Source organism: Micromonospora sp. II, from assembly GCF_001709195.1.
Classification (GTDB): Bacteria; Actinomycetota; Actinomycetes; order Mycobacteriales; family Micromonosporaceae; genus Micromonospora; species Micromonospora chalcea.
The window spans coordinates 12,340-31,362 of the sequence record NZ_LYXF01000040.1; the positions used below are offsets into that span (position 1 = coordinate 12,340).

General features: G+C 73.1%; 16 protein-coding genes and 1 tRNA gene. 15 read left to right on the forward strand and 2 right to left on the reverse strand.

Annotated elements, in window-relative coordinates; all coding sequences use genetic code 11:
- Nucleotide 1 precedes the first annotated feature (1 nt).
- From murJ to A8711_RS21475, 5 genes are all read left to right on the forward strand, one after another.
- On the forward strand, nucleotides 2–1,699 hold the full coding sequence (gene murJ, locus A8711_RS21455; protein ID WP_069089177.1) for a murein biosynthesis integral membrane protein MurJ: 1,698 nt from the start codon (nucleotides 2–4) through the stop codon (nucleotides 1,697–1,699).
- On the forward strand, nucleotides 1,696–2,829 hold the full coding sequence (locus A8711_RS21460; protein ID WP_069089178.1) for a glycosyltransferase family 4 protein: 1,134 nt from the start codon (nucleotides 1,696–1,698) through the stop codon (nucleotides 2,827–2,829). The genes murJ and A8711_RS21460 overlap by 4 nt, the downstream gene beginning before the upstream one ends.
- Nucleotides 2,829–5,237: a hypothetical protein gene (locus A8711_RS21465; RefSeq protein WP_069089179.1), complete on the forward strand. Its 2,409-nt coding sequence runs from the start codon at nucleotides 2,829–2,831 to the stop codon at nucleotides 5,235–5,237. The genes A8711_RS21460 and A8711_RS21465 overlap by 1 nt, the downstream gene beginning before the upstream one ends.
- Before the next feature lie 302 nt (nucleotides 5,238–5,539).
- Nucleotides 5,540–7,270, forward strand: a complete 1,731-nt coding sequence (locus A8711_RS21470) for a CTP synthase (RefSeq protein WP_043324896.1) — start codon at nucleotides 5,540–5,542, stop codon at nucleotides 7,268–7,270.
- Complete coding sequence (locus tag A8711_RS21475) at nucleotides 7,267–7,872, forward strand: NUDIX domain-containing protein (protein ID WP_069089180.1); 606 nt, start codon at nucleotides 7,267–7,269, stop codon at nucleotides 7,870–7,872. The genes A8711_RS21470 and A8711_RS21475 overlap by 4 nt, the downstream gene beginning before the upstream one ends.
- Nucleotides 7,873–7,938: 66 nt before the next feature.
- On the opposite strand, the gene A8711_RS21480 is transcribed toward A8711_RS21475, so the two are convergent.
- Nucleotides 7,939–8,310: a TM2 domain-containing protein gene (locus A8711_RS21480; protein ID WP_082930962.1), complete on the reverse strand. Its 372-nt coding sequence runs from the start codon at nucleotides 8,308–8,310 to the stop codon at nucleotides 7,939–7,941.
- A gap of 171 nt (nucleotides 8,311–8,481) precedes the next feature.
- Here A8711_RS21480 and ald point away from each other — a divergent pair, with 171 nt between their 5' ends.
- From ald to A8711_RS21525, 9 genes are all read left to right on the forward strand, one after another.
- A complete protein-coding gene (gene ald / locus A8711_RS21485; RefSeq protein WP_064446395.1) occupies nucleotides 8,482–9,597 on the forward strand; it encodes an alanine dehydrogenase in 1,116 nt (371 codons plus the stop codon).
- A gap of 11 nt (nucleotides 9,598–9,608) precedes the next feature.
- A complete protein-coding gene (locus A8711_RS21490) occupies nucleotides 9,609–10,580 on the forward strand; it encodes a tyrosine recombinase (RefSeq protein WP_043324894.1) in 972 nt (323 codons plus the stop codon).
- Between the two features lie 194 nt (nucleotides 10,581–10,774).
- Complete coding sequence (locus A8711_RS21495; RefSeq protein WP_013285595.1) at nucleotides 10,775–11,698, forward strand: ParA family protein; 924 nt, start codon at nucleotides 10,775–10,777, stop codon at nucleotides 11,696–11,698.
- Between the two features lie 41 nt (nucleotides 11,699–11,739).
- Nucleotides 11,740–12,807 (forward strand): ScpA family protein, encoded by a 1,068-nt coding sequence (locus A8711_RS21500; RefSeq protein WP_069089181.1) that lies wholly within the window; start codon nucleotides 11,740–11,742, stop codon nucleotides 12,805–12,807.
- 4 nt (nucleotides 12,808–12,811) lie between these two features.
- Nucleotides 12,812–13,816, forward strand: coding sequence for an SMC-Scp complex subunit ScpB (gene scpB, locus A8711_RS31650; protein WP_083297065.1), 1,005 nt, complete (start codon nucleotides 12,812–12,814; stop codon nucleotides 13,814–13,816).
- Nucleotides 13,803–14,573, forward strand: a complete 771-nt coding sequence (locus A8711_RS21510) for a pseudouridine synthase (protein WP_043324891.1) — start codon at nucleotides 13,803–13,805, stop codon at nucleotides 14,571–14,573. The genes scpB and A8711_RS21510 overlap by 14 nt, the downstream gene beginning before the upstream one ends.
- Before the next feature lie 170 nt (nucleotides 14,574–14,743).
- Nucleotides 14,744–15,424 (forward strand): (d)CMP kinase, encoded by a 681-nt coding sequence (cmk, locus tag A8711_RS21515; RefSeq protein WP_064446391.1) that lies wholly within the window; start codon nucleotides 14,744–14,746, stop codon nucleotides 15,422–15,424.
- Nucleotides 15,425–15,444: 20 nt separating this feature from the next.
- Nucleotides 15,445–16,827: a ribosome biogenesis GTPase Der gene (gene der, locus A8711_RS21520; protein WP_176722856.1), complete on the forward strand. Its 1,383-nt coding sequence runs from the start codon at nucleotides 15,445–15,447 to the stop codon at nucleotides 16,825–16,827.
- 153 nt (nucleotides 16,828–16,980) lie between these two features.
- Nucleotides 16,981–17,054, forward strand: a tRNA-Pro gene (locus A8711_RS21525).
- Between the two features lie 236 nt (nucleotides 17,055–17,290).
- Here the strand turns inward: A8711_RS21525 and A8711_RS21530 are convergent.
- Nucleotides 17,291–18,073, reverse strand: coding sequence for a transposase family protein (locus tag A8711_RS21530; protein WP_069089182.1), 783 nt, complete (start codon nucleotides 18,071–18,073; stop codon nucleotides 17,291–17,293).
- A gap of 654 nt (nucleotides 18,074–18,727) precedes the next feature.
- Here A8711_RS21530 and A8711_RS32125 point away from each other — a divergent pair.
- Nucleotides 18,728–19,023 (forward strand): hypothetical protein (locus tag A8711_RS32125; RefSeq protein WP_141707677.1); only part of this gene is annotated, 296 nt, incomplete at its 3' end.

The window sequence follows — 19,023 nt, forward strand, 5'->3', positions numbered from 1 at the left end:
CGTGACGAAACCGGCACCTCTCGCCGCCGCCGGCCGCGTCGCCGGGGCGGCCGCCCTCATCGCCGTGCTCACCGTGGTCAGCCGGCTCGCCGGCTTCGGCCGCACCGCCGTGTTCACCTGGACGCTGTCCACCAGCGACCTCGGCGGCGCCTACCTGGTGGCCAACTACGTCCCGAACTTCATCTTCGAGATCGTCGCGGGCGGGGCGCTGGCCAGTCTCGTCGTACCGTTGCTGGCCGGCGCGGTCGAGGCCGGTGACCGGCGTGCGGTGGCCGCCACCACCGGCGCGCTGCTGACCTGGACGCTGACGCTGCTGGTGCCGCTGGCGGTCCTGGTGGCGATCTTCGCCGACCCGCTGCCGGGCCTGATCGGAGACGGTCTCAGCGAGGCGCAGCAGGCGTCCGGGGCCCGGATGCTGCGCGTCTTCGCGCCGCAGCTGCCGCTCTACGGCGTGGGCATCGTGCTCACCGGGGTGCTCCAGGCGCACCGCCGGTTCGCCTGGCCGGTGATCGCGCCGCTGCTGTCGAGCATCAGCGTGATCGGCGTCTACCTCGCCTTCACCGCGACCGAGGGGCGGCTGGCCACGATCGGCGAGGCCGGGCGCGGCGGCGAGCTGCTGCTGTCCGCCGGCACCACACTCGGCGTGGTGGTGCTCTCGCTGTCGCTGCTGATCCCGCTGCGCCGGCTGAAGCTCCGGATCCGGCCGGGCTACCGGTTCCCGGCCGACGCCCGGGCCCGGGTCGGCGGCCTGGCCGTCGCCGGGGTGGTCACCGTCGCCGCCCAGCAGATCGCCCTGGTGGTAGCGCTCAACCAGGTCACCTACGGCCGGACCGCCGACGTCGGCGTCTACAACCTCGCCCAGACCGTCTACTTCCTGCCCTGGGCGGTGCTGGCGGTGCCGCTGGCGGTGGCCGCGTACCCGACGCTCGTCGCGGCCCGGGCCACCGGCGACGAGCGCGCCTACCGGGACACGCTCGCCCCGGCGGTACGCGGCGTGGTGCTGTTCAGCCTGCTCGGCGCCGCCGCGCTCGTCGGCACCGCGATCCCGGTCGGGCACTTCTTCTTCTCCGACCCCCTGGACGCGCGTACCGCCGCGGCCGGGATCGCCGGGTTCGCGCCCGGCCTGCTCGGCTACGGCCTGTTCGCGGTCCTCACCCGCGCCCTGTACGCCCGCGGCGAGACCCGCGCGGCCACCGTCGCGACCGCGCTCGGATGGCTCAGCGTGCCCGCGTTCGCCCTCCTGTTCGCCCAGGCGCTGCCGCTGGCCGACCGGGTCCTCGCGGTGACCCTGGCGACGTCGGCCGGCATGGTGCTGCTCGGCGCGCTGCTGATCGTCGCGGTCCGGCGTGCCGCCGGCGGCGAGGCGCTCGCCGGGATCGGCCGGGCCGGCGCCGCCGGACTGCTCGCCGCAGTGGTCGCCGGAGCGGGCGGGGCGGCCGTCGCGGCGGGACTCGCCGGGCTCGGTGACGGCACCCCGACGACACCGCAGGCCCTCGCGCAGGGCATGCTGTCCGGGGTCGTGGTCGGTGTCCTGTTCCTCGCCGTCGCCTGGCTGACCGACGCCCGCGACCTGCGGCCGCTGCTCGCGACCGTGACCCGCCGGCTGCGCCGGCGACGCCCGGCCGGCGGGGACGACGGCCCGCCGGCGCAGCAGCACCCCGGCGAGCGGGGCGACGGAAAGGAGACCGTTTCCTCATGACGGACGCCTCGCCCGCACCGCGCTGGCCCGGGTCGGTGGCCCTCGTGCTCGCCTCCAGCACCGGCGGTGTCGGGCAGCACGTGCGCTCGATCGCCGGGGGACTCACCGAGGCCGGAGCGTCGGTGCTGGTGTGCGGACCGGCCGCCACCGAGGAGCAGTTCGGCTTCACCGGCGTCGGCGTCCGGTTCACCCCGGTGGAGATCCCGGCCAGCCCCACGCCGGGCGACGCGCGCGCGGTCACCGCGCTGCGCCGGGCGCTCGCGGTCACACCCGTCGACGTGGTGCACGCGCACGGGCTGCGCGCCGGCCTGGTCGCGGCGCTCGCCCGCCCCACCGCGCCGCTCGTCGTCACCTGGCACAACGCGGTCCTCGCGAAAGGGCTGCGCGGCGCGGCGTCCCGGCTGGTCGAGCGGATCGTCGCCCGGTCCGTGCGGGTCGCGCTGGGCGCCTCCGCCGACCTGGTCGACCGCGCCGCCGCGCTGGGCGCCGCCGACGCGCGCCTGGCCCCGGTCGCCGCGCCCACGCTGCCGCCGCCGGGCCGCCGCCGCGCCGCCGTCCGCGCCGAGTTCGGCGTGACCGCCGACCGCCCGCTGATCCTCTCGGTGGGCCGGCTGCACCCGCAGAAACGGTACGACGTGCTCATCGACGCCGCCGCCCGCTGGCGCACCCGTACCCCCGCCCCGGTCGTGGTGATCGCCGGCAGCGGACCCGCGTATCTGCCGCTGGCCGCCCGGATCTCGGCCGCCCGCGCGCCGGTGACGCTGCTCGGGCACCGCACCGACGTGGCGGACCTGCTGGCCGGCGCCGACCTCGCCGTGGTGACCAGCGACTGGGAGGCCCGGCAGCTGTTCGCCCAGGAGGCGCTGCGGGCCGGCGTACCGCTCGTCGCGACCGCCGTCGGCGGGCTGCCGGAGCTCGTCGGCGACGGGGCCGTGCTGGTGCCGCCCGGGGACGTGGACGCCGTCGACGCGGCGGTGCGCGACCTGCTCGACGACCCCGTACGCCGGGCCGAGGTGGGTCGGCGCGGCCTGGCCCGGGCCGCGACCTGGCCCACCGAGGCGGACACCGTGGCCGCGCTCGCCGACCTCTACGCCGAGCTGACACCGCAGCACTCCGCCGGGAACCGCTGATGCTGCGCCGACTGACCCCGGTCCTGCTCACCCTGGTCGTGGTGGCGCTGGGCATCACCGCGCTGGCCGCCCGGCCGGACCGCGGCGCGGACCGGCCCGGCGCCGACTTCGTGGTCCTCGTCGGCGCGGCCGGCCTGCGCTGGGACGACGTCGACCCGGAGAACACGCCGACGCTGTGGCGGATGGCCGAGCAGGGCGCGATCGGCTCCCTGTCGGTGCGGTCCGCGCACCGGCCCACCTGCCCCGTCGACGGCTGGCTCACCCTCGGCGCCGGGAACTTCGCCGCCTGGCCGGGCGCCCGTCCGGGCGGTGGCTGCCCGGCGGCCGGCGTGACTGTGGAACGGCCCGACGGCATCGGCGCGAACCTGCCCGACCAGCCCAGCGTCGTGGCGCACAACCAGGAACAGCTCGCCTGGGGCGCCAAGCCCGGCGCGCTGGCCGAGTCGGTGCGCTGCTCGGTGGCGGTGGGGCCGGGCGCCGCCGTGGCCGCCGCCCGTCCGTTCGGCCGGGTCGACAGGTACGCGCCAACGCTGCCCGAGAACCCGGCGGAACTGCTCGGCTCCTGCGTGCTGAGCATCGTCGACGCCGGCACCGTCGACGACGACGACCCGGCCGTACGGGCCGCCCAGGCGCGGCAGGCCGACGCCCGGCTGGCCCGGGTCCTCGCCGCCCGGCCGCCGCGCTCACTGGTGCTGGTCGCGGGCGTCTCCGACACCGACAACCCGGCGCGGCTGCACGTCGCGATCGCCGACGGCCCCGGCTGGACGGGCGGCTGGCTGACCTCGCCGAGCACCGCCCGGTCCGGCTACCTGCAACTGGTCGACCTGGCCCCGACCGTGCTCGCCGTACTCGACCGGCCGGCCCCGGAACGGGCCTTCGTCGGCCGTCCCGCGGTCACCGCCGACGACCGGCCCGACGACCTGCGGGCCGCGATCGAGGCGTCGGCCGACGCGGACCGGGAGGCCGCCGCCCAGCGGCGCGTCGCCGGCTGGTTCTTCACCCTGCTCGCCGCCGCCCAGCTGGCCCTCGCGGTGGCGGTGCTGCCGCTGCTACGCCGGGCCCGCCGCCTCGCCGGCCCGCACGGACCGGAACCGGTGTCCCGGCGCGTCGTCGCCGTGGTGGAGCTGCTGCTCATCGCCGCGGCGCTGGCCGTGCCCGCGGCGCTGCTGGCCGACGCCGTGCCCTGGTGGCGCGGCAGCCACGCCGGCGTCTGGTACGCCGCGGTGACCGCGCTGCTCGTCGTCGGCGGCACCGCCCTGGTCCGGTTCAGCCCCGGGCACGAACGCACGCTCGGCCCGCTCGGCGCGGTCGCCGGGCTGGCCACGCTCGTGGTCGGCGTGGACGTGCTCACCGGCTCCCGGCTGCAGCTCAACGGCGTGGTCGGTTACTCCGCGCTGGAGGGCGGCCGGTACGCCGGGCTCGGCACCGTCGGGCTGGGCGTGTTCGTCGCCGGATCACTGCTGTGCGGCGGCTGGCTCGCCCAGCGGTTCCGCAAGGGCTGGCGGCCGATGGTGATGGTGGCCGTCGGCGGACTGGCAGTGGTGATCGTGGGCAGCCCGTACCTGGGCGCCGACTCGATCGGCGCGATCGCGCTCACCGCCGGCGTCAGCGTCGCCGCCGCCATCTGCACCGGCGGCTGGCTCACCGTGAGCCGGCTGGCCTGGGCCACCATGGCCGCGCTCGCGGTCACCATCGGCTTCGCCCTGGTCGACCTGGGCCGTCCCGCCGACGAGCGGGGAAGCCTGGGCCGGTTCCTGGCCGCGCTCGGCGACGGCACCGGCGGGCTCACCGTGCACCGCTCCGGCGACTCCAACATCCAGACGCTGGTGAACAGCCCGCTCACCGTGCTGGCCCTGGCCGGGGCGGCGCTGGTCTGGCTGGCGCTGCTGCAGCCGTGGGGCGGCCTGATGCGGCTGTTCGGCATCTACCCGGCGATCCGGGCCGCGATGGCCGGCACCGGCGTGGCCGTCGGGCTGGGCGGCGTGCTGGGCGGCTCGGCGCTGGACGTGGCCGGCGCGGCGGCGGCGCTCGTGGTGCCCATGGCGGCGCTGTCGGCGCTGCGGGTGCTCGACCACTCCACCGACCGTACGCTGCCCGACAGCGGCCGCCCTGGCGGCGAGACGGACGCGGTCCCACCGGGCGGCCCGGACAGCCCTTCCCGAGGCGGCCCCGCTGGCGACGGCCCGCCTGACGGTGCTCCGTCGGCCGGTGACGGTGCTGGTGCTGGTGGGTCGGCGGGCGACGGTCCGGCCGGTGACGGTGTGGGCGATCCCGGGGAGGCCGGGGAGCCGGCCGGACCGGGTCGGCAGGGCCCGGCCGGCACGGAAACGCCGAACGCATCGCCCGGCGCCGGGGCGCGGGTCCCCGCACAGCCGACCCCGGCCTCCTCGGAGATCCCCGCCGGCTGACCGGCCCGCGCTGCCCCGCGGGCGTGCCGCCCCCCGCGCGCGCCCTCGCCAGATCGGGGAGGTGGCGGGGTCAAGGCCCTGCGGAAGGCACCACATCGGCGAAGTGGTGTCGATCAAGGGCCCGGACGGGCACGGAAGAGCGCCGCACGAGGGCCGGCACGGGCCTCACGTGCGCCGACAGCGGGTGCGACGCCGGCTCACGGTCCGGATGGTGTTACCGTGGAATCCCGTGGATCGCGTGATCACTTGTCTGATCGGCACGGCGGTTCGCACGACCGCTACGGACGACACGGGAGCAGGCCTTGGCCCCTACAGCACGGACGACCAGGCACATTTTCGTCACCGGGGGCGTCGCCTCCTCGCTGGGTAAGGGCCTCACCGCCTCCAGCCTCGGCAGTCTGCTGACCGCGCGCGGACTGCGCGTGGTGATGCAGAAGCTCGACCCGTACCTGAACGTCGACCCCGGGACGATGAACCCGTTCCAGCACGGCGAGGTCTTCGTCACCGAGGACGGCGCCGAGACCGACCTCGACGTCGGGCACTACGAGCGGTTCCTCGACCGGGACCTCTCCGGCAAGGCGAACGTCACCACCGGCCAGATCTACTCGGCGGTGATCGCCAAGGAGCGGCGCGGGGAGTACCTCGGCGACACGGTGCAGGTCATCCCGCACATCACCAACGAGATCAAGGCCCGCATCCGCGGCATGGCCGACCCGGACGCCGACGGCCAGGTGCCCGACGTGGTGATCACCGAGGTCGGCGGCACGGTCGGCGACATCGAGTCGCTGCCGTTCCTGGAGTCGATCCGGCAGATCCGCCACGACCTGGGCCGGGACAACTGCTTCTACCTGCACGTGTCGCTGGTGCCGTACCTGGCGCCGTCGGGCGAGCTGAAGACCAAGCCGACCCAGCACTCGGTGGCGCAGCTGCGCAGCATCGGCATCCAGCCCGACGCGCTGGTGCTGCGCTGCGACCGGGAGATCCCGGACAAGGTCAAGGAGAAGCTGTCGCTGTACTGCGACGTCGACCGGGAGGCGGTCACCGCCGCCCCGGACGCGCCGAGCATCTACGACATCCCGAAGGTGCTGCACCGGGAGGGCCTCGACGCGTACGTGGTGCGCCGGCTCGGCCTGTCGTTCCGCGACGTCGACTGGACCCGCTGGGACGACCTGCTGGAGCGGGTGCACCAGCCGCGGCACACGATCACCGTCGCGCTCGTCGGCAAGTACGTCGACCTGCCCGACGCGTACCTGTCGGTGAGCGAGGCGATCCGGGCGGCCGGGTTCGGCCACCGCGCCCGGGTGAAGCTCAAGTGGGTGCCCAGCGACGACTGCGTGACAGCGGCCGGCGCGGCCGCCGCCCTGTCCGGCGTCGACGGCATCGTCATCCCCGGCGGCTTCGGCGTACGCGGCATCGAGGGCAAGGTCGGCACCGCCCGGTACGCGCGGGAGAACGGCATCCCGTTGCTCGGCCTCTGCCTCGGCCTGCAGTGCATGACCATCGAGGTGGCCCGCCACCTGGCCAACCTCGACGGGGCGAACTCGCTCGAATTTGACGAGGAGGCCGTGCACCCGGTCATCGCCACCATGGCCGACCAGGAGGACATCGTGGCCGGCCGCGGCGACCTCGGCGGCACCATGCGGCTCGGGGCGTACCCGGCGAAGCTCGCCGAGGGGTCGATCGTCGCCGAGGCGTACGGCAGCACCGAGGTCAGCGAGCGGCACCGCCACCGGTACGAGGTGAACAACGCCTACCGGGACCAGCTCACCAAGGCGGGGCTGACGATCTCCGGCACCTCGCCGGACGGGCGGCTCGTGGAGTTCGTCGAGCTGGACCGCAACCTGCACCCGTTCTTCGTGGCCACCCAGGCGCATCCGGAGCTGAAGAGCCGCCCCACCCGCCCGCACCCGCTGTTCGCCGCGTTCGTCGGCGCCGCCGTGGCGTACTCGCAGGCCGACCAGCTGCCGGTGGACCTGGACGGCGCGGCGAAGAAGGCCGGCCGCGGCGGCGGCGCCAAGGCCCAGGCCAAGTGAGCGGCGTCGAGCACCGGTACGAGGTGACCGCGCGCCGCCAGATCTGGTCCGGCCGGATTTTCTCCGTGGTCAGCGACGACGTCACCATGCCCGGTGGCGGCGAGGCGACCCGGGACTACGTGCGGCACGTCGGCGCGGTCGCCGTGGTGGCGCTCGACGACGCCGGTCAGGTGGTGCTGATCCGCCAGTACCGGCACCCGGTCGGCCGGCACCTGTGGGAGCTGCCCGCCGGGCTGATGGACGTCGGCGGCGAGGACCTGGCCGCCGCGGCGCTGCGGGAGCTGGCCGAGGAGGCCGACCTGACCGCGGCGCGCGTGGACGTGCTCGTGGACCTGCACAGCTCGCCCGGCTTCTCCGACGAGGTGGTCCGGGTGTTCCTGGCCCGCGAGCTGGCCGAGGTGCCGGCGGAGCAGCGGCACGACCGGCACGACGAGGAGGYCGACCTCCAGGTGGTCCGCGTGGACCTGGACGAGGCGGTGCGGATGGTGCTGGCCGGTGAGATCACCAACGCGTCCTGCGTGGCCGGGCTGCTCGCCGCGGCCCGCGCCCGGGAGACCGGCTTCACCGAGCTGCGCCGGCCGGAGGCGCCGCTGCCGCGCTGATCGGGAACCGACGACGAAGGGGCCGCGCGGCGCTGTGCGCCGGGCGGCCCCTTTCCGTTGCGGTGGTCAGTCGCGCAGCGGGCGGCCCTGCCCGTCGACACCGCCGTTGACGAGGATCAGGATGCCGTCGACGAGGCCCCAGATCGCGCCGATGCCGCACGTCACGAGCGTGACGATGAGCTGGATGACACCGGTCTTGGTGTCGCCCATGTAGAACCGGCCGATGCCGAAGCCGCCGAGGAGGATCTGGAGCACACCCGCGACGACCTTGCTCTTGTCCGAGACGCCCTGCGGGTACTGCTGGTAAGGAGTGGTCATGAGCGGACACAATAGTGATCGACTCGCGTCCTGTCGGCCCCGGCACCCCGGTCGTGGAAGGATATTTACCGAACTCTGTCCTGTCGGCTGATGACGTCTCCACCGGCCAGCCTGGCCCATGCCTGACACACCGTCAGCACCAGCGGGCACCGGATGTCACAGTGTCGCCGTCCGTGGGCTTCCCACGGCTCTAGACTGCCGCCGGCGGGACCGGTGTACCGCGCCGGCAACGGAGCCGGCGCGGCGCCGCGCAGTCGGGGGTGAGCAGCCCCGGAGGAAGGTGTCTGCATCGTGAAGGTCGGAATCCCCCGCGAGGTCAAGAACCACGAGTACCGGGTGGCGATCACGCCCGCGGGCGTCAACGAGTTCACCCGCCACGGCCACGAGGTCTTCGTCGAGGCCGGCGCCGGCGTCGGCTCCAGCATCACCGACGACGAGTTCGCCGCCGCCGGCGCGAAGATCCTGGCCACCGCCGACGAGGTGTGGGACACCGCCGAGCTGGTCCTCAAGGTGAAGGAGCCGATCGCCGAGGAGTACCACCGGATGCGCGAGGGACAGGTGCTCTTCACGTACCTGCACCTGGCCGCCTCCCGCGAGTGCACCGACGCGCTGGTCGACCGCAAGGTCACCGGCATCGCGTACGAGACGGTCGAGCTGCCCGACCGGTCGCTGCCGCTGCTCGCCCCGATGTCCGAGGTGGCCGGCCGGCTCGCCCCCCAGGTGGGCGCCTTCTACATGATGCGCACCGGCGGCGGGCGGGGCGTGCTGCCCGGCGGCGTCTCCGGCGTGTACGCCGCAAAGACCGTGGTCATCGGCGCGGGCGTGTCCGGCCTCAACGCCGCCGCCATCGCGCTGGGCCTGCAGTCCGAGGTGCTGCTGCTGGACAAGAACGTGGCCCGGCTGCGCTCCGCCGACGCCATCTACCGGGGCCACCTGCAGACGGTCGCCTCAAACGCGTACGAGATCGAGCGGGCAGTGCTCGACGCGGACCTGGTCATCGGCGCGGTGCTGGTGCCCGGCGCGAAGGCCCCGAAGCTCATCTCCAACGAGCTGGTCTCCCGGATGAAGCCGGGCAGCGTGCTCGTCGACATCGCCATCGACCAGGGTGGCTGCTTCGAGGACTCGCGCCCGACCACGCACGCCGACCCGGTCTACAAGGTCCACGACTCGATCTTCTACTGCGTGGCGAACATGCCCGGCGCGGTGCCGAACACCAGCACCTACGCGCTGACCAACGTCACCCTGCCGTACGCCCTGGAACTGGCCAACCAGGGCTGGCAGGCGGCGCTGCGCAACGACCCGGCGCTGGCGCTGGGCCTGAACACCCACGCCGGCAAGGTCGTCTACGGCCCGGTCGCCGAGGCGCACGGCATGGACGTGCTGCCGCTGGACGAGGTGCTGAGCTGACCGACGCCGCCGTGCGCGCGGTCGGCGCGGAACCCGCGCCGGCCCTGCGCCGTGCGGTCCGGACGTACCTGGACCACCTCACCGTCGAGCGCGGGCTGTCCGCGAACACGCTCGCCTCGTACCGCCGGGACCTGGACCGCTACCTCGCCACCCTGGCCGCCGCCGGGGTGGACGACCTGGCCGCCGCCGGGCCCGCGCAGGTCGAGGCCCACCTGGCCCGGCTGCGCGCCGGCGACGACGACCACCCGCCGCTCGCCGTCTCCTCCGCCGCCCGCGCCGCCAGCGCGGTACGCGGCCTGCACCGCTTCGCGCTGCGCGAAGGGCTCACCGGCGCCGACCCCAGCCGCGACGTCCGCCCGCCCGCGCCGCCGCGCCGGCTGCCCCGCGCGCTGCCCGTCGACGCGGTCCTGCGGCTGCTGGAGGCCGCCGGCCCGGCCGACGGCACCGGCGACGCCGCCGCCCGCGCGCTGCGCGACCGGGCGCTGCTGGAATTCCTGTACGGCACCGGCGCGCGCATCTCCGAGGCGGTCGGCGCCGCCGTCGACGACCTCGACCTGGACGCCGGAACCGTGCTGCTGCGCGGCAAGGGCGGCCGGACCCGGCTGGTCCCGGTCGGCGGGTACGCGGCCGACGCGCTGCGCGCCTGGCTGGTCCGGGGCCGCCCGGCGCTGCTCGCGGCCGGACGCGGCACCCACGCGGTGTTCGTCAACGCCCGCGGCGGCCCGCTCACCCGGCAGGGCGCCTGGGCCGTGCTGCGCGCCGCCGCCGCCCGCGCCGGCCTGCCGGTCGACGGCCCCGACGCGGTCTCCCCGCACACGCTGCGCCACTCGTACGCCACCCACCTGCTCGACGGCGGCGCGGACGTGCGCGTGGTGCAGGAACTGCTCGGCCACGCGTCGGTGACCACCACCCAGGTCTACACACTGGTCACCGTGGAACGACTGCGCGAGGTGTACGCGACAGCGCATCCGCGCGCCCGCTGAGCGCCGACGTGGCCGGCCCTGGCCGACGGGCCGCCGACACGCCGACCCGCTACCGAACGCGCTGCTGGCCGGTGGCGTACAGTCGGCATCGGCGCGGGCCTCCAGGTGCGACGGACCGGGGGTGCGCAGCGGCGCCGCGAGGGACGTCGGACGGCTCCGACGCCGGGTGGTCGTCGGGAGGGGGCAACGAGGACATGGCAGGAAACGGTGACCGTGCCGAGACCTGGACGTCGGAGCTCCGTGAGCAGCAGGCGACGCTCGGCGCCGATCTCGGCCCCGCCGACCCGGCCGCGTACACCATGCGCAAGCCGATCCCCGAACCCATGCCGACCGACCGGCACGGCCCGGCGCGGATCATCGCGATGGCCAACCAGAAGGGCGGCGTCGGCAAGACCACGACGACCATCAACCTGGGCGCGGCCCTGGCCGAGTACGGCCGCAAGGTGCTGCTCGTCGACTTCGACCCGCAGGGCGCCCTCTCCGTCGGGCTGGGCGTCAACCCGCACAACCTGGACCTGTCGGTCTACAACCTGCTGATGCAGGACGACGTCACCGCCGAGGACGTCCTGATCAAGACCGACGTGGCCGGGCTGCACCTGCTGCCCGCCAACATCGACCTCTCCGCCGCCGAGATCCAGCTCGTCAACGAGGTCGCCCGGGAGATGGCCCTGGCGCGGGTGCTGCGCACCATCCGCAAGGAGTACGACTTCATCCTGATCGACTGCCAGCCCTCACTGGGCCTGCTGGCGATCAACGCGCTCACCGTCGCGCACGGCGTGCTCATCCCGCTGGAGTGCGAGTTCTTCAGCCTGCGCGGTGTCGCGCTGCTGCTGGACACCATCGACAAGGTGCGCGAGCGGCTCAACTTCGACCTGGAGCTCGAAGGCATCCTCGCCACCATGTACGACAGCCGCACCACCCACTGCCGCCAGGTGCTGCAGCGGGTGGTCGAGGCGTTCGGCGACAAGGTCTACCAGACCGTCATCACCAAGACGGTGAAGTTCCCCGAGTCCACCGTGGCCGGCGCCCCGATCACCACCCTCGACCCGGCCTCCTCCGGCGCGCGCAACTACCGGCAGCTGGCCCGGGAGGTCATCGCCGCCCAGGCGGACCGGTAGGGCGCACGCCGGCCGCCCGCCGCGTCGTCTACGGTTTCCCGGTGACCGCACCGCCCCTCGACCCGCCACACGGCGCCGGCGACCCCGCCGTAGCCGCGGAGCTGGCCGCCGAGGTCGACGGTGTGGTGCCCGCCGACGCGGGCACCGGCGAGCAGACCAGTGGCTTCACGGTCCGGCTGGACAACTTCACCGGCCCGTTCGACCTGCTGCTCCAGCTGATCAGCAAGCACAAGCTGGACGTCACCGAGGTGGCGCTGCACAAGGTCACCGACGAGTTCATCGCGTACCTGCGGGCGATGGGCGACCAGTGGGACCTGGACGAGACCAGCGAGTTCCTGCTCGTCGCCGCCACCCTGCTCGACCTGAAGGCGGCCCGGCTGCTGCCCTCGGCCGAGGTCGAGGACGAGGAGGACCTGGCGCTGCTGGAGGCGCGGGACCTGCTGTTCGCGCGGCTGCTGCAGTACAAGGCGTACAAGGAGGCCGCCGCGCACATCGCCGAGCTGGAGGCGGTCGGCGGACGGCGCTACCCGAGGGCGGTCACGCTCGAACCCCGGTACGCCGAGGCGCTGCCCGACCTGGTGCTCGGCATCGGTCCCGAGCGGCTGCGCAAGCTCGCGGTCAAGGCGATGAGCCCGAAACCGGTGCCCGAGGTGTCCATCGCACACGTGCACATGGTCCGGGTCAGCGTCCGCGAACACGCCGGCATCATCGCCGACCGGCTGCGCCGCGCCGGGATCGCCACGTTCTCGCTGCTCTGCGCCGACTGTGAGATGACGCTCGAGGTGGTGGCCCGGTTCCTGGCGCTGCTGGAGCTGTACCGGCAGGGTCTCGTGGCGTTCGTGCAGGAGCAGGCGCTGGAGGAGTTGACCGTCCGCTGGACCGGCCCGGTCGACGGCGAGGCCGAGCTGACAGTCGACGAGTACGCCGGCAGCCCCGAACCCACGACCACGTCCGTCCCCGCCGCACCGGCCGACGCCGCGGCTGCTCCGGCCGACGTCGGCGCCGGGGTGAGCGACGCCGCCGTGCCGGGCGACGTCGCCGCAGATGCCGCATCCGACGCCGCCGTGCCCAGCGAGACGGCGGACGAACACGCACCGACGCAGGAGTGAACGGATGAACGACCAGGAACGCCGCGACTCCCTGGCCGACCAGGCCGCCGCATGGGTGCCCCCGTGGGAGCGTCCCGCCCCGCCCCGGCCAGCCCCGGACGATTCCGACGCACCGGCCGAGCACCCGGACCCCGACATCCCGGACACCACCGATTCCCGGGAAGCAGATCTCGACGCGACACCGGATTCCTCGGCGGATCTTGGAAGCGAAGGGCCCTCAGAGGGGCCCATTCCTTCCAAGATCGCCACGGTTCAGGGGGATCTTGGTACGGGGACGCCCCTCGGAGGGCGGGACCGTACCAAGATCTCGGGAGAGGCCGGGACGGACGACGCCGGGGGAGACGTCGGCCTGCCCGCGCGAGACGCGGCGCCGGGGGCGGGTGGGGGAGCGGGTGCTGAGGGCGTACCCGCTAAGCGGGGACGCCGACGGGCCGCGCCGGAACCGCCGCCCGCGCCGGTCCTGGACGACGCGGAGCTGCGCGGCGCCCTGGAGGCGATCCTGCTCGTGGTGGACCAGCCGGTCAGCGAGCTGGTCCTGGCCGAGGTCCTGGAGCAGTCCCCGGAACGGGTCGGCGCGATGCTCGACGAGATCGCCGCCGGGTACACCGCCGCCGGGCACGGGTTCGACCTGCGCCGGGCGGCGGGTGGCTGGCGTCTCTACACCCGGCCGGAATACGCCACCTACGTCGAGCGGTTCGTACTGGACGGGCAGTCCGTGCGGCTGACCCAGGCCGCGCTGGAGACCCTCGCCGTGGTCGCCTACCGGCAGCCGGTGACCCGTTCGCGCATCTCGGCCATCCGGGGTGTCAACTGCGACGGGGTGCTCCGTACCCTGGTGGGTCGCGGCCTGGTCGAGGAGTGCGGCACCGAAGCGGACAGCGGCGCCTACCTCTACCGGACCACCACCATGTTCCTGGAGAAGCTGGGGCTGAACTCGGTGGACGACCTGCCGCCGCTGGCCCCGTTCCTTCCCGACGACGTAGAAGAGCTTGCCGATGCGACGCGATGACCGTGCCCCGAAGCCCGACGCCCCCGTGTACGAGGGCGCCGAGCGCCTGCAGAAGGTGCTCGCCGCCGCGGGGGTGGGTTCCCGGCGCGCCTGTGAAGACCTGATCTTCCGGCGCCGGGTCACCGTGAACGGGCGGGTGGCGCAGCTCGGCGACAAGGCCGACCCGGCCCGCGACGTGATCGTCGTCGACGGGGAGCGGCTCCAGGCCGATGTCCGCCTGGTCTACGTGGCGATGAACAAGCCGCGCGGCGTGGTCACCACCATGGCTGACGAGAAGGGCCGCACCGAGCTGGCCGACTTCATCGGCGCGCGGCTGGAGCAGCGGGTCTACCACGTCGGGCGACTGGACGCCGACAGCGAGGGCCTGCTCCTGCTCACCAACGACGGCACCCTCGCGCACAAGCTCATGCACCCGTCGTACGAGGTGCTCAAGACCTACCTCGCCGAGGTGGCCGGGCCGATCCCGCGCAACCTGGGCAAGCGCCTCGCCGCCGGCGTCGAGCTGGAGGACGGGCCGGTGAAGGTCGACGGGTTCAAGCTGGTCGACACGCTCGGCAAAACCGCCCAGGTGGAGCTGACCCTGCACGAGGGGCGCAAACACATCGTCCGGCGCCTGATGGCCGAGGTGGGACACCCGGTGTCCCGCCTGATCCGTACCTCGATCGGTCCGATCAAGCTCGGCGACCTGCGCACCGGGCGGCTGCGGCGGCTGACGAACGCGGAGGTCGCCGCCCTGTTCAAGGCCGTGGGTGACTGACCCGCCGATCGGGGTACGGCTGCCGGTAGGCTTCGACGCGGTCCGCGGGCCGGCGCGTGCCGCCCGGCGGGACGCCCGCGCGGCGCGGGCATGATTGACGACAGAACCATCCGCTCAACGGCGCCCGGGAATCCGGGCGACCCGCGAGGTACGGGCTGAGGAGGACAACGGTGGAGGAGAACGTACCGGCCGGGCGATGTGTGGTCGCTGTGGACGGGCCGTCCGGTTCGGGGAAGTCCACCGTGTCGCGGCGACTCGCCGCGGGCCTCGGCGCCCGCTACCTCGACACCGGCGCCATGTACCGGGCGCTGACCTGGGCAGTCCTGCGCTCCGGCGTGGAACTCACCGACACCGAGTCGGTGGCCAAGGTCGCCGCCGAGGCCGACCTGCGCATCGGCACCGACCCCCAGGGGTACGCCGTGACGGTCGACGGCACCGACGTGTCCACCGCCATCCGCGGCGCCGAGGTGACCGCCGCCGTGTCCGCGGTGGCCGCCGTCGCCGCCGTACGCGAGCTGCTGGTGGACCGGCAGCGGCGGGTGATCGCCGACGCGGGCCGGATCGTGGTCGAAGGCCGGGACATCGGCTCGGTGGTCGCACCGGACGCGGAGCTGAAGGTGTACCTGACCGCCTCCGAGGCGGCGCGCGCGAAGCGGCGCAGCGCCGAGGACGCCGCCGACGTCGCGGCGACCGCCGCGGACCTGGCCCGCCGGGACCGCCTCGACTCGACCCGCAAGGTCAACCCGCTGCAGCAGGCCCCCGACGCGGTGGTGCTGGACACCACCGAGCTGGGCATCGACGAGGTAGTGGCCCGCCTGCGCGAGATGCTCACGGAGCGGGGTGCCGCGTGAGCCAGGATTTCGAAGGCTGGGTGGAGCTGCGCGAGCCGGAGGTCGACTCCGGTGAGCCGGCCGGCCCGCAGCCCGTGGTGGCCGTGGTCGGCCGCCCCAACGTGGGCAAGTCCACGCTCGTCAACCGCATCATCGGCCGCCGGCAGGCGGTCGTGGAGGACATCCCCGGCGTGACCCGGGACCGCGTGCCCTACGACGCGCAGTGGAACGGCCGGGCGTTCACGGTGGTGGACACCGGCGGCTGGGAGCCCGACGCCAAGGACCGGGCCGCGGCCATCGCCGCCCAGGCCGAGACCGCGGTGGCGACCGCCGACGTGGTGCTGTTCGTGGTGGACGCCATGGTCGGCGCCACCGACGTGGACGAGGCCGCGGTGAAGATGCTGCGCCGCAGCGCCAAGCCGGTGATCCTCATCGCCAACAAGGCCGACAACACCACCATTGAGATGGAGGCGACCTCGCTGTGGTCGCTCGGCCTCGGTGAGCCGTTCCCGATCTCGGCGCTGCACGGCCGCGGCTCCGGCGACCTGCTCGACGCCATCCTCGACGCGCTGCCCGAGGCGCCCGCGATCGTGGAGAACCGGCCGCGCGGCCCGCGCCGGGTGGCGCTGGTGGGCCGCCCCAACGTCGGTAAGTCCAGCCTGCTCAACCGCTTCTCCGGCGAGGAGCGGGCGGTGGTCGACTCGGTCGCCGGCACCACAGTGGACCCGGTCGACAGCCTGGTCGAGATCGGCGGCGAGACCTGGCAGCTGGTCGACACCGCCGGTCTGCGCAAGCGCGTCGGCAAGGCCAGCGGCACCGAGTACTACGCCAGCCTGCGTACCGCCTCGGCGATCGAGGCGGCCGAGGTCGCCGTGGTGCTGATCGACTCCAGCGAGGTGATCAGCGAGCAGGACCAGCGGATCCTCACCATGGTCGTCGAGTCCGGCCGGGCGCTGGTCATCGCGTTCAACAAGTGGGACCTGGTCGACGGCGACCGCCGCTACTACCTGGACAAGGAGATCGACCGCGAGCTGCGGCGCATCCCCTGGGCGATCCGGCTGAACCTGTCCGCCAAGACCGGCCGCGCCGTCGACAAGCTCGCACCCGCGCTGCGCAAGGCCCTCGCGAGCTGGGAGACGCGCATCCCGACCGCGCAGCTCAACCAGTGGCTCACCGCGCTGGTCCAGGCCACCCCGCACCCGGTACGCGGCGGACGCGCCCCGCGCATCCTGTTCGCCACCCAGGCTGGGGCGGCGCCGCCGCGCTTCGTGCTGTTCACCACCGGCCCGCTGGACGCTGGCTACCAGCGCTTCGTCGAGCGCAAGCTCCGCGAGGAGTTCGGCTTCGAGGGCAGCCCGATCGAGATCTCCGTACGCCCGCGCAAGAAGCTCGGCCCCGGCGGCCGGGGCAAGGCCCACGGCTGACGCTCTACTTGCCGCTCTTCGTGTTGTCGCGCCACACCCTCCTAGGATGCTCTAGGGGGTGTGGCGCGCGGCGCGGGAGGGGCCTCTGCGCACGGTGCGAAGATCCTGCGCTAAGCTGTACCGGCTGCCGCAGGGGAGACCCGGCGGGGGCATCGGGACGTGGCGCAGCTTGGTAGCGCACTTGACTGGGGGTCAAGGGGTCGTCGGTTCGAATCCGGCCGTCCCGACAAAGAAGAAGCCCTGACCAGCGGAAACACTGGTCAGGGCTTTGATTTTCTTCTATGGAGATTTGAACCGCCCCCCGAAAACCCCCCGTTTACGCGGTACGGCAACCAAGTTCGTCATCGGTGTGCATCGTTCTCTCCTGGCGACGATCCTTGGGTGCTCGGGTGGCTGCCGAGCCGTTCGAGGATGCCGGACACGTCTGGGGCTTGTACCGGCTTGGCGATGTAGTGAGCCGTTTTCATCCTGTGTAGCGGTTGGTCTCGGCGCGGTGCAGGACGAGGATGGCCTGCACGATCGCCGTAGCGCGGCGGGGACAGCAACGCAGCTTGGTCAGGATCTTCCAGGTCTTCAGCGTGGCGATGGCTCGTTCGCCGCGGGCGCGGAGCCGGGCATGACCACGGTTGACGGCCCGCTGGCGGCGGGACAGCTTCGGTCGGTATCGGTGGCGCTTGAACGGCGTGCGCACGCTTCCGCCGGCTCCCTGATAGCCCTTGTCTGCGAAGGTCAGCACGTTTGCGCTGTTCAGCGCGTCGATCAGGCCGTGGGTGCGGGCGGCGGTGAGGTCGTGGACCGCGCCGGGCAGCGCGGCCGACGCCCAGACCAACCGCCCGGCCGGGTCGGCCAGGACCTGCACGTTCGCCCCGTGGCGCTTGTGCTTACCGGAGTAGTAGGGCCGCTGGTCAGCGACCCGGTCGATGGGAATCAGCGTGCCGTCGAGGATCGCGTACGCCAACCGGGCAGCCCGACGCATAGCGGCGGTGAGGTCGTCGGCGCAGGCGGCGAGCAGGTCGACGGCCTCGCGTAGGTACCGCCACACGGTGGCCACCGACACCTCGAAGCCGGCCGCGAGGCGGGTGAGGGTGTCACCGTTGCGCAGATGGGCCAGGGCCATCAGCGCCTGCTGCTGCGCAGGCAGCCTCCGCCAGCGGCCGTCGAGCGCACGTCGGCGGTCGCGGATCAGCTCGGTCAGGCGGGTCAGGCTGCGCGTGGACAGCGGGATGCTGGCAGGATAGGTCAGCAACGAAGCTCCCGTGCTGGGCAGTGCGTCTTGGTCGACTGCTGTCCTACCGGGAGCTTCGTCCTATCCGGACAATCGACACGCCACCCCCGCCTACCTGCTCAACCGCCCTTGATCACGATGAAAAGAGCTCAATGATCCAGTCCTGGTGCACAATTGCGGTGGCTCTCGCCCTCGGCATGATGCGACATGCGCATGCGCATGCGCAGATACCGGCATTGTCACCGGATACCACCCGCAGGTGGGAGACACGGTTGTTCTCGGTAGAGCGGAGCTGGGAGTCCCGCTCGCCGAGAAGTTGAATGGAGTCCATTTCAATGGCAAGGCATACGCCAACATCGGGGAGAACGGTAATCCGCAATGGGTGAACGAAGTTCAGAATGCACTCGGTAATGATGGGATGAACATCGCCGTCGACCTAGGYGGGCTCGACGCGAAGGCGGGTTGGGGTCCCAGAGAKATCTTCGAGGCGGCGGCAAGGCGTGGGAGCGGGCCGGGAGGCTGGAGGGGCAACGCGGGTACGGACTGGGAAATGAGACAGATTATGCTCAAATCCTTCCGAAATCCGAATCTTGCTGGCCGGATAACTTGGTACCTGAACGGTTCGAATGTCACTTCGGCCATGCGAGGCGTACTGGAATRGGAAYGGATGCGCCAATGTCTGAGAAGAATCTGGTTGGTGCGCTTAACGGCGAGTTGGATCACTCYCTTGCGCTGAAATTTACGGTGGGCATTGCTTCGGCCGGCACTGCAGTAGCCGTCCTTTCGGTTGGGGAACGATTCGTAAACGTGATCGATAACGATGGCTCATACTTGCTGTCATTCAACTGGAAGGRGCGGCAGCAGGCGCACGGGCAAACCTCCGACATCTCCCACGTCGCCGACGCGGCACGGCGCTGGGTAGAAGGTTCAGGTCTAGAGGATCTCGCCGCCGACCATCCGTTCATCAAGTT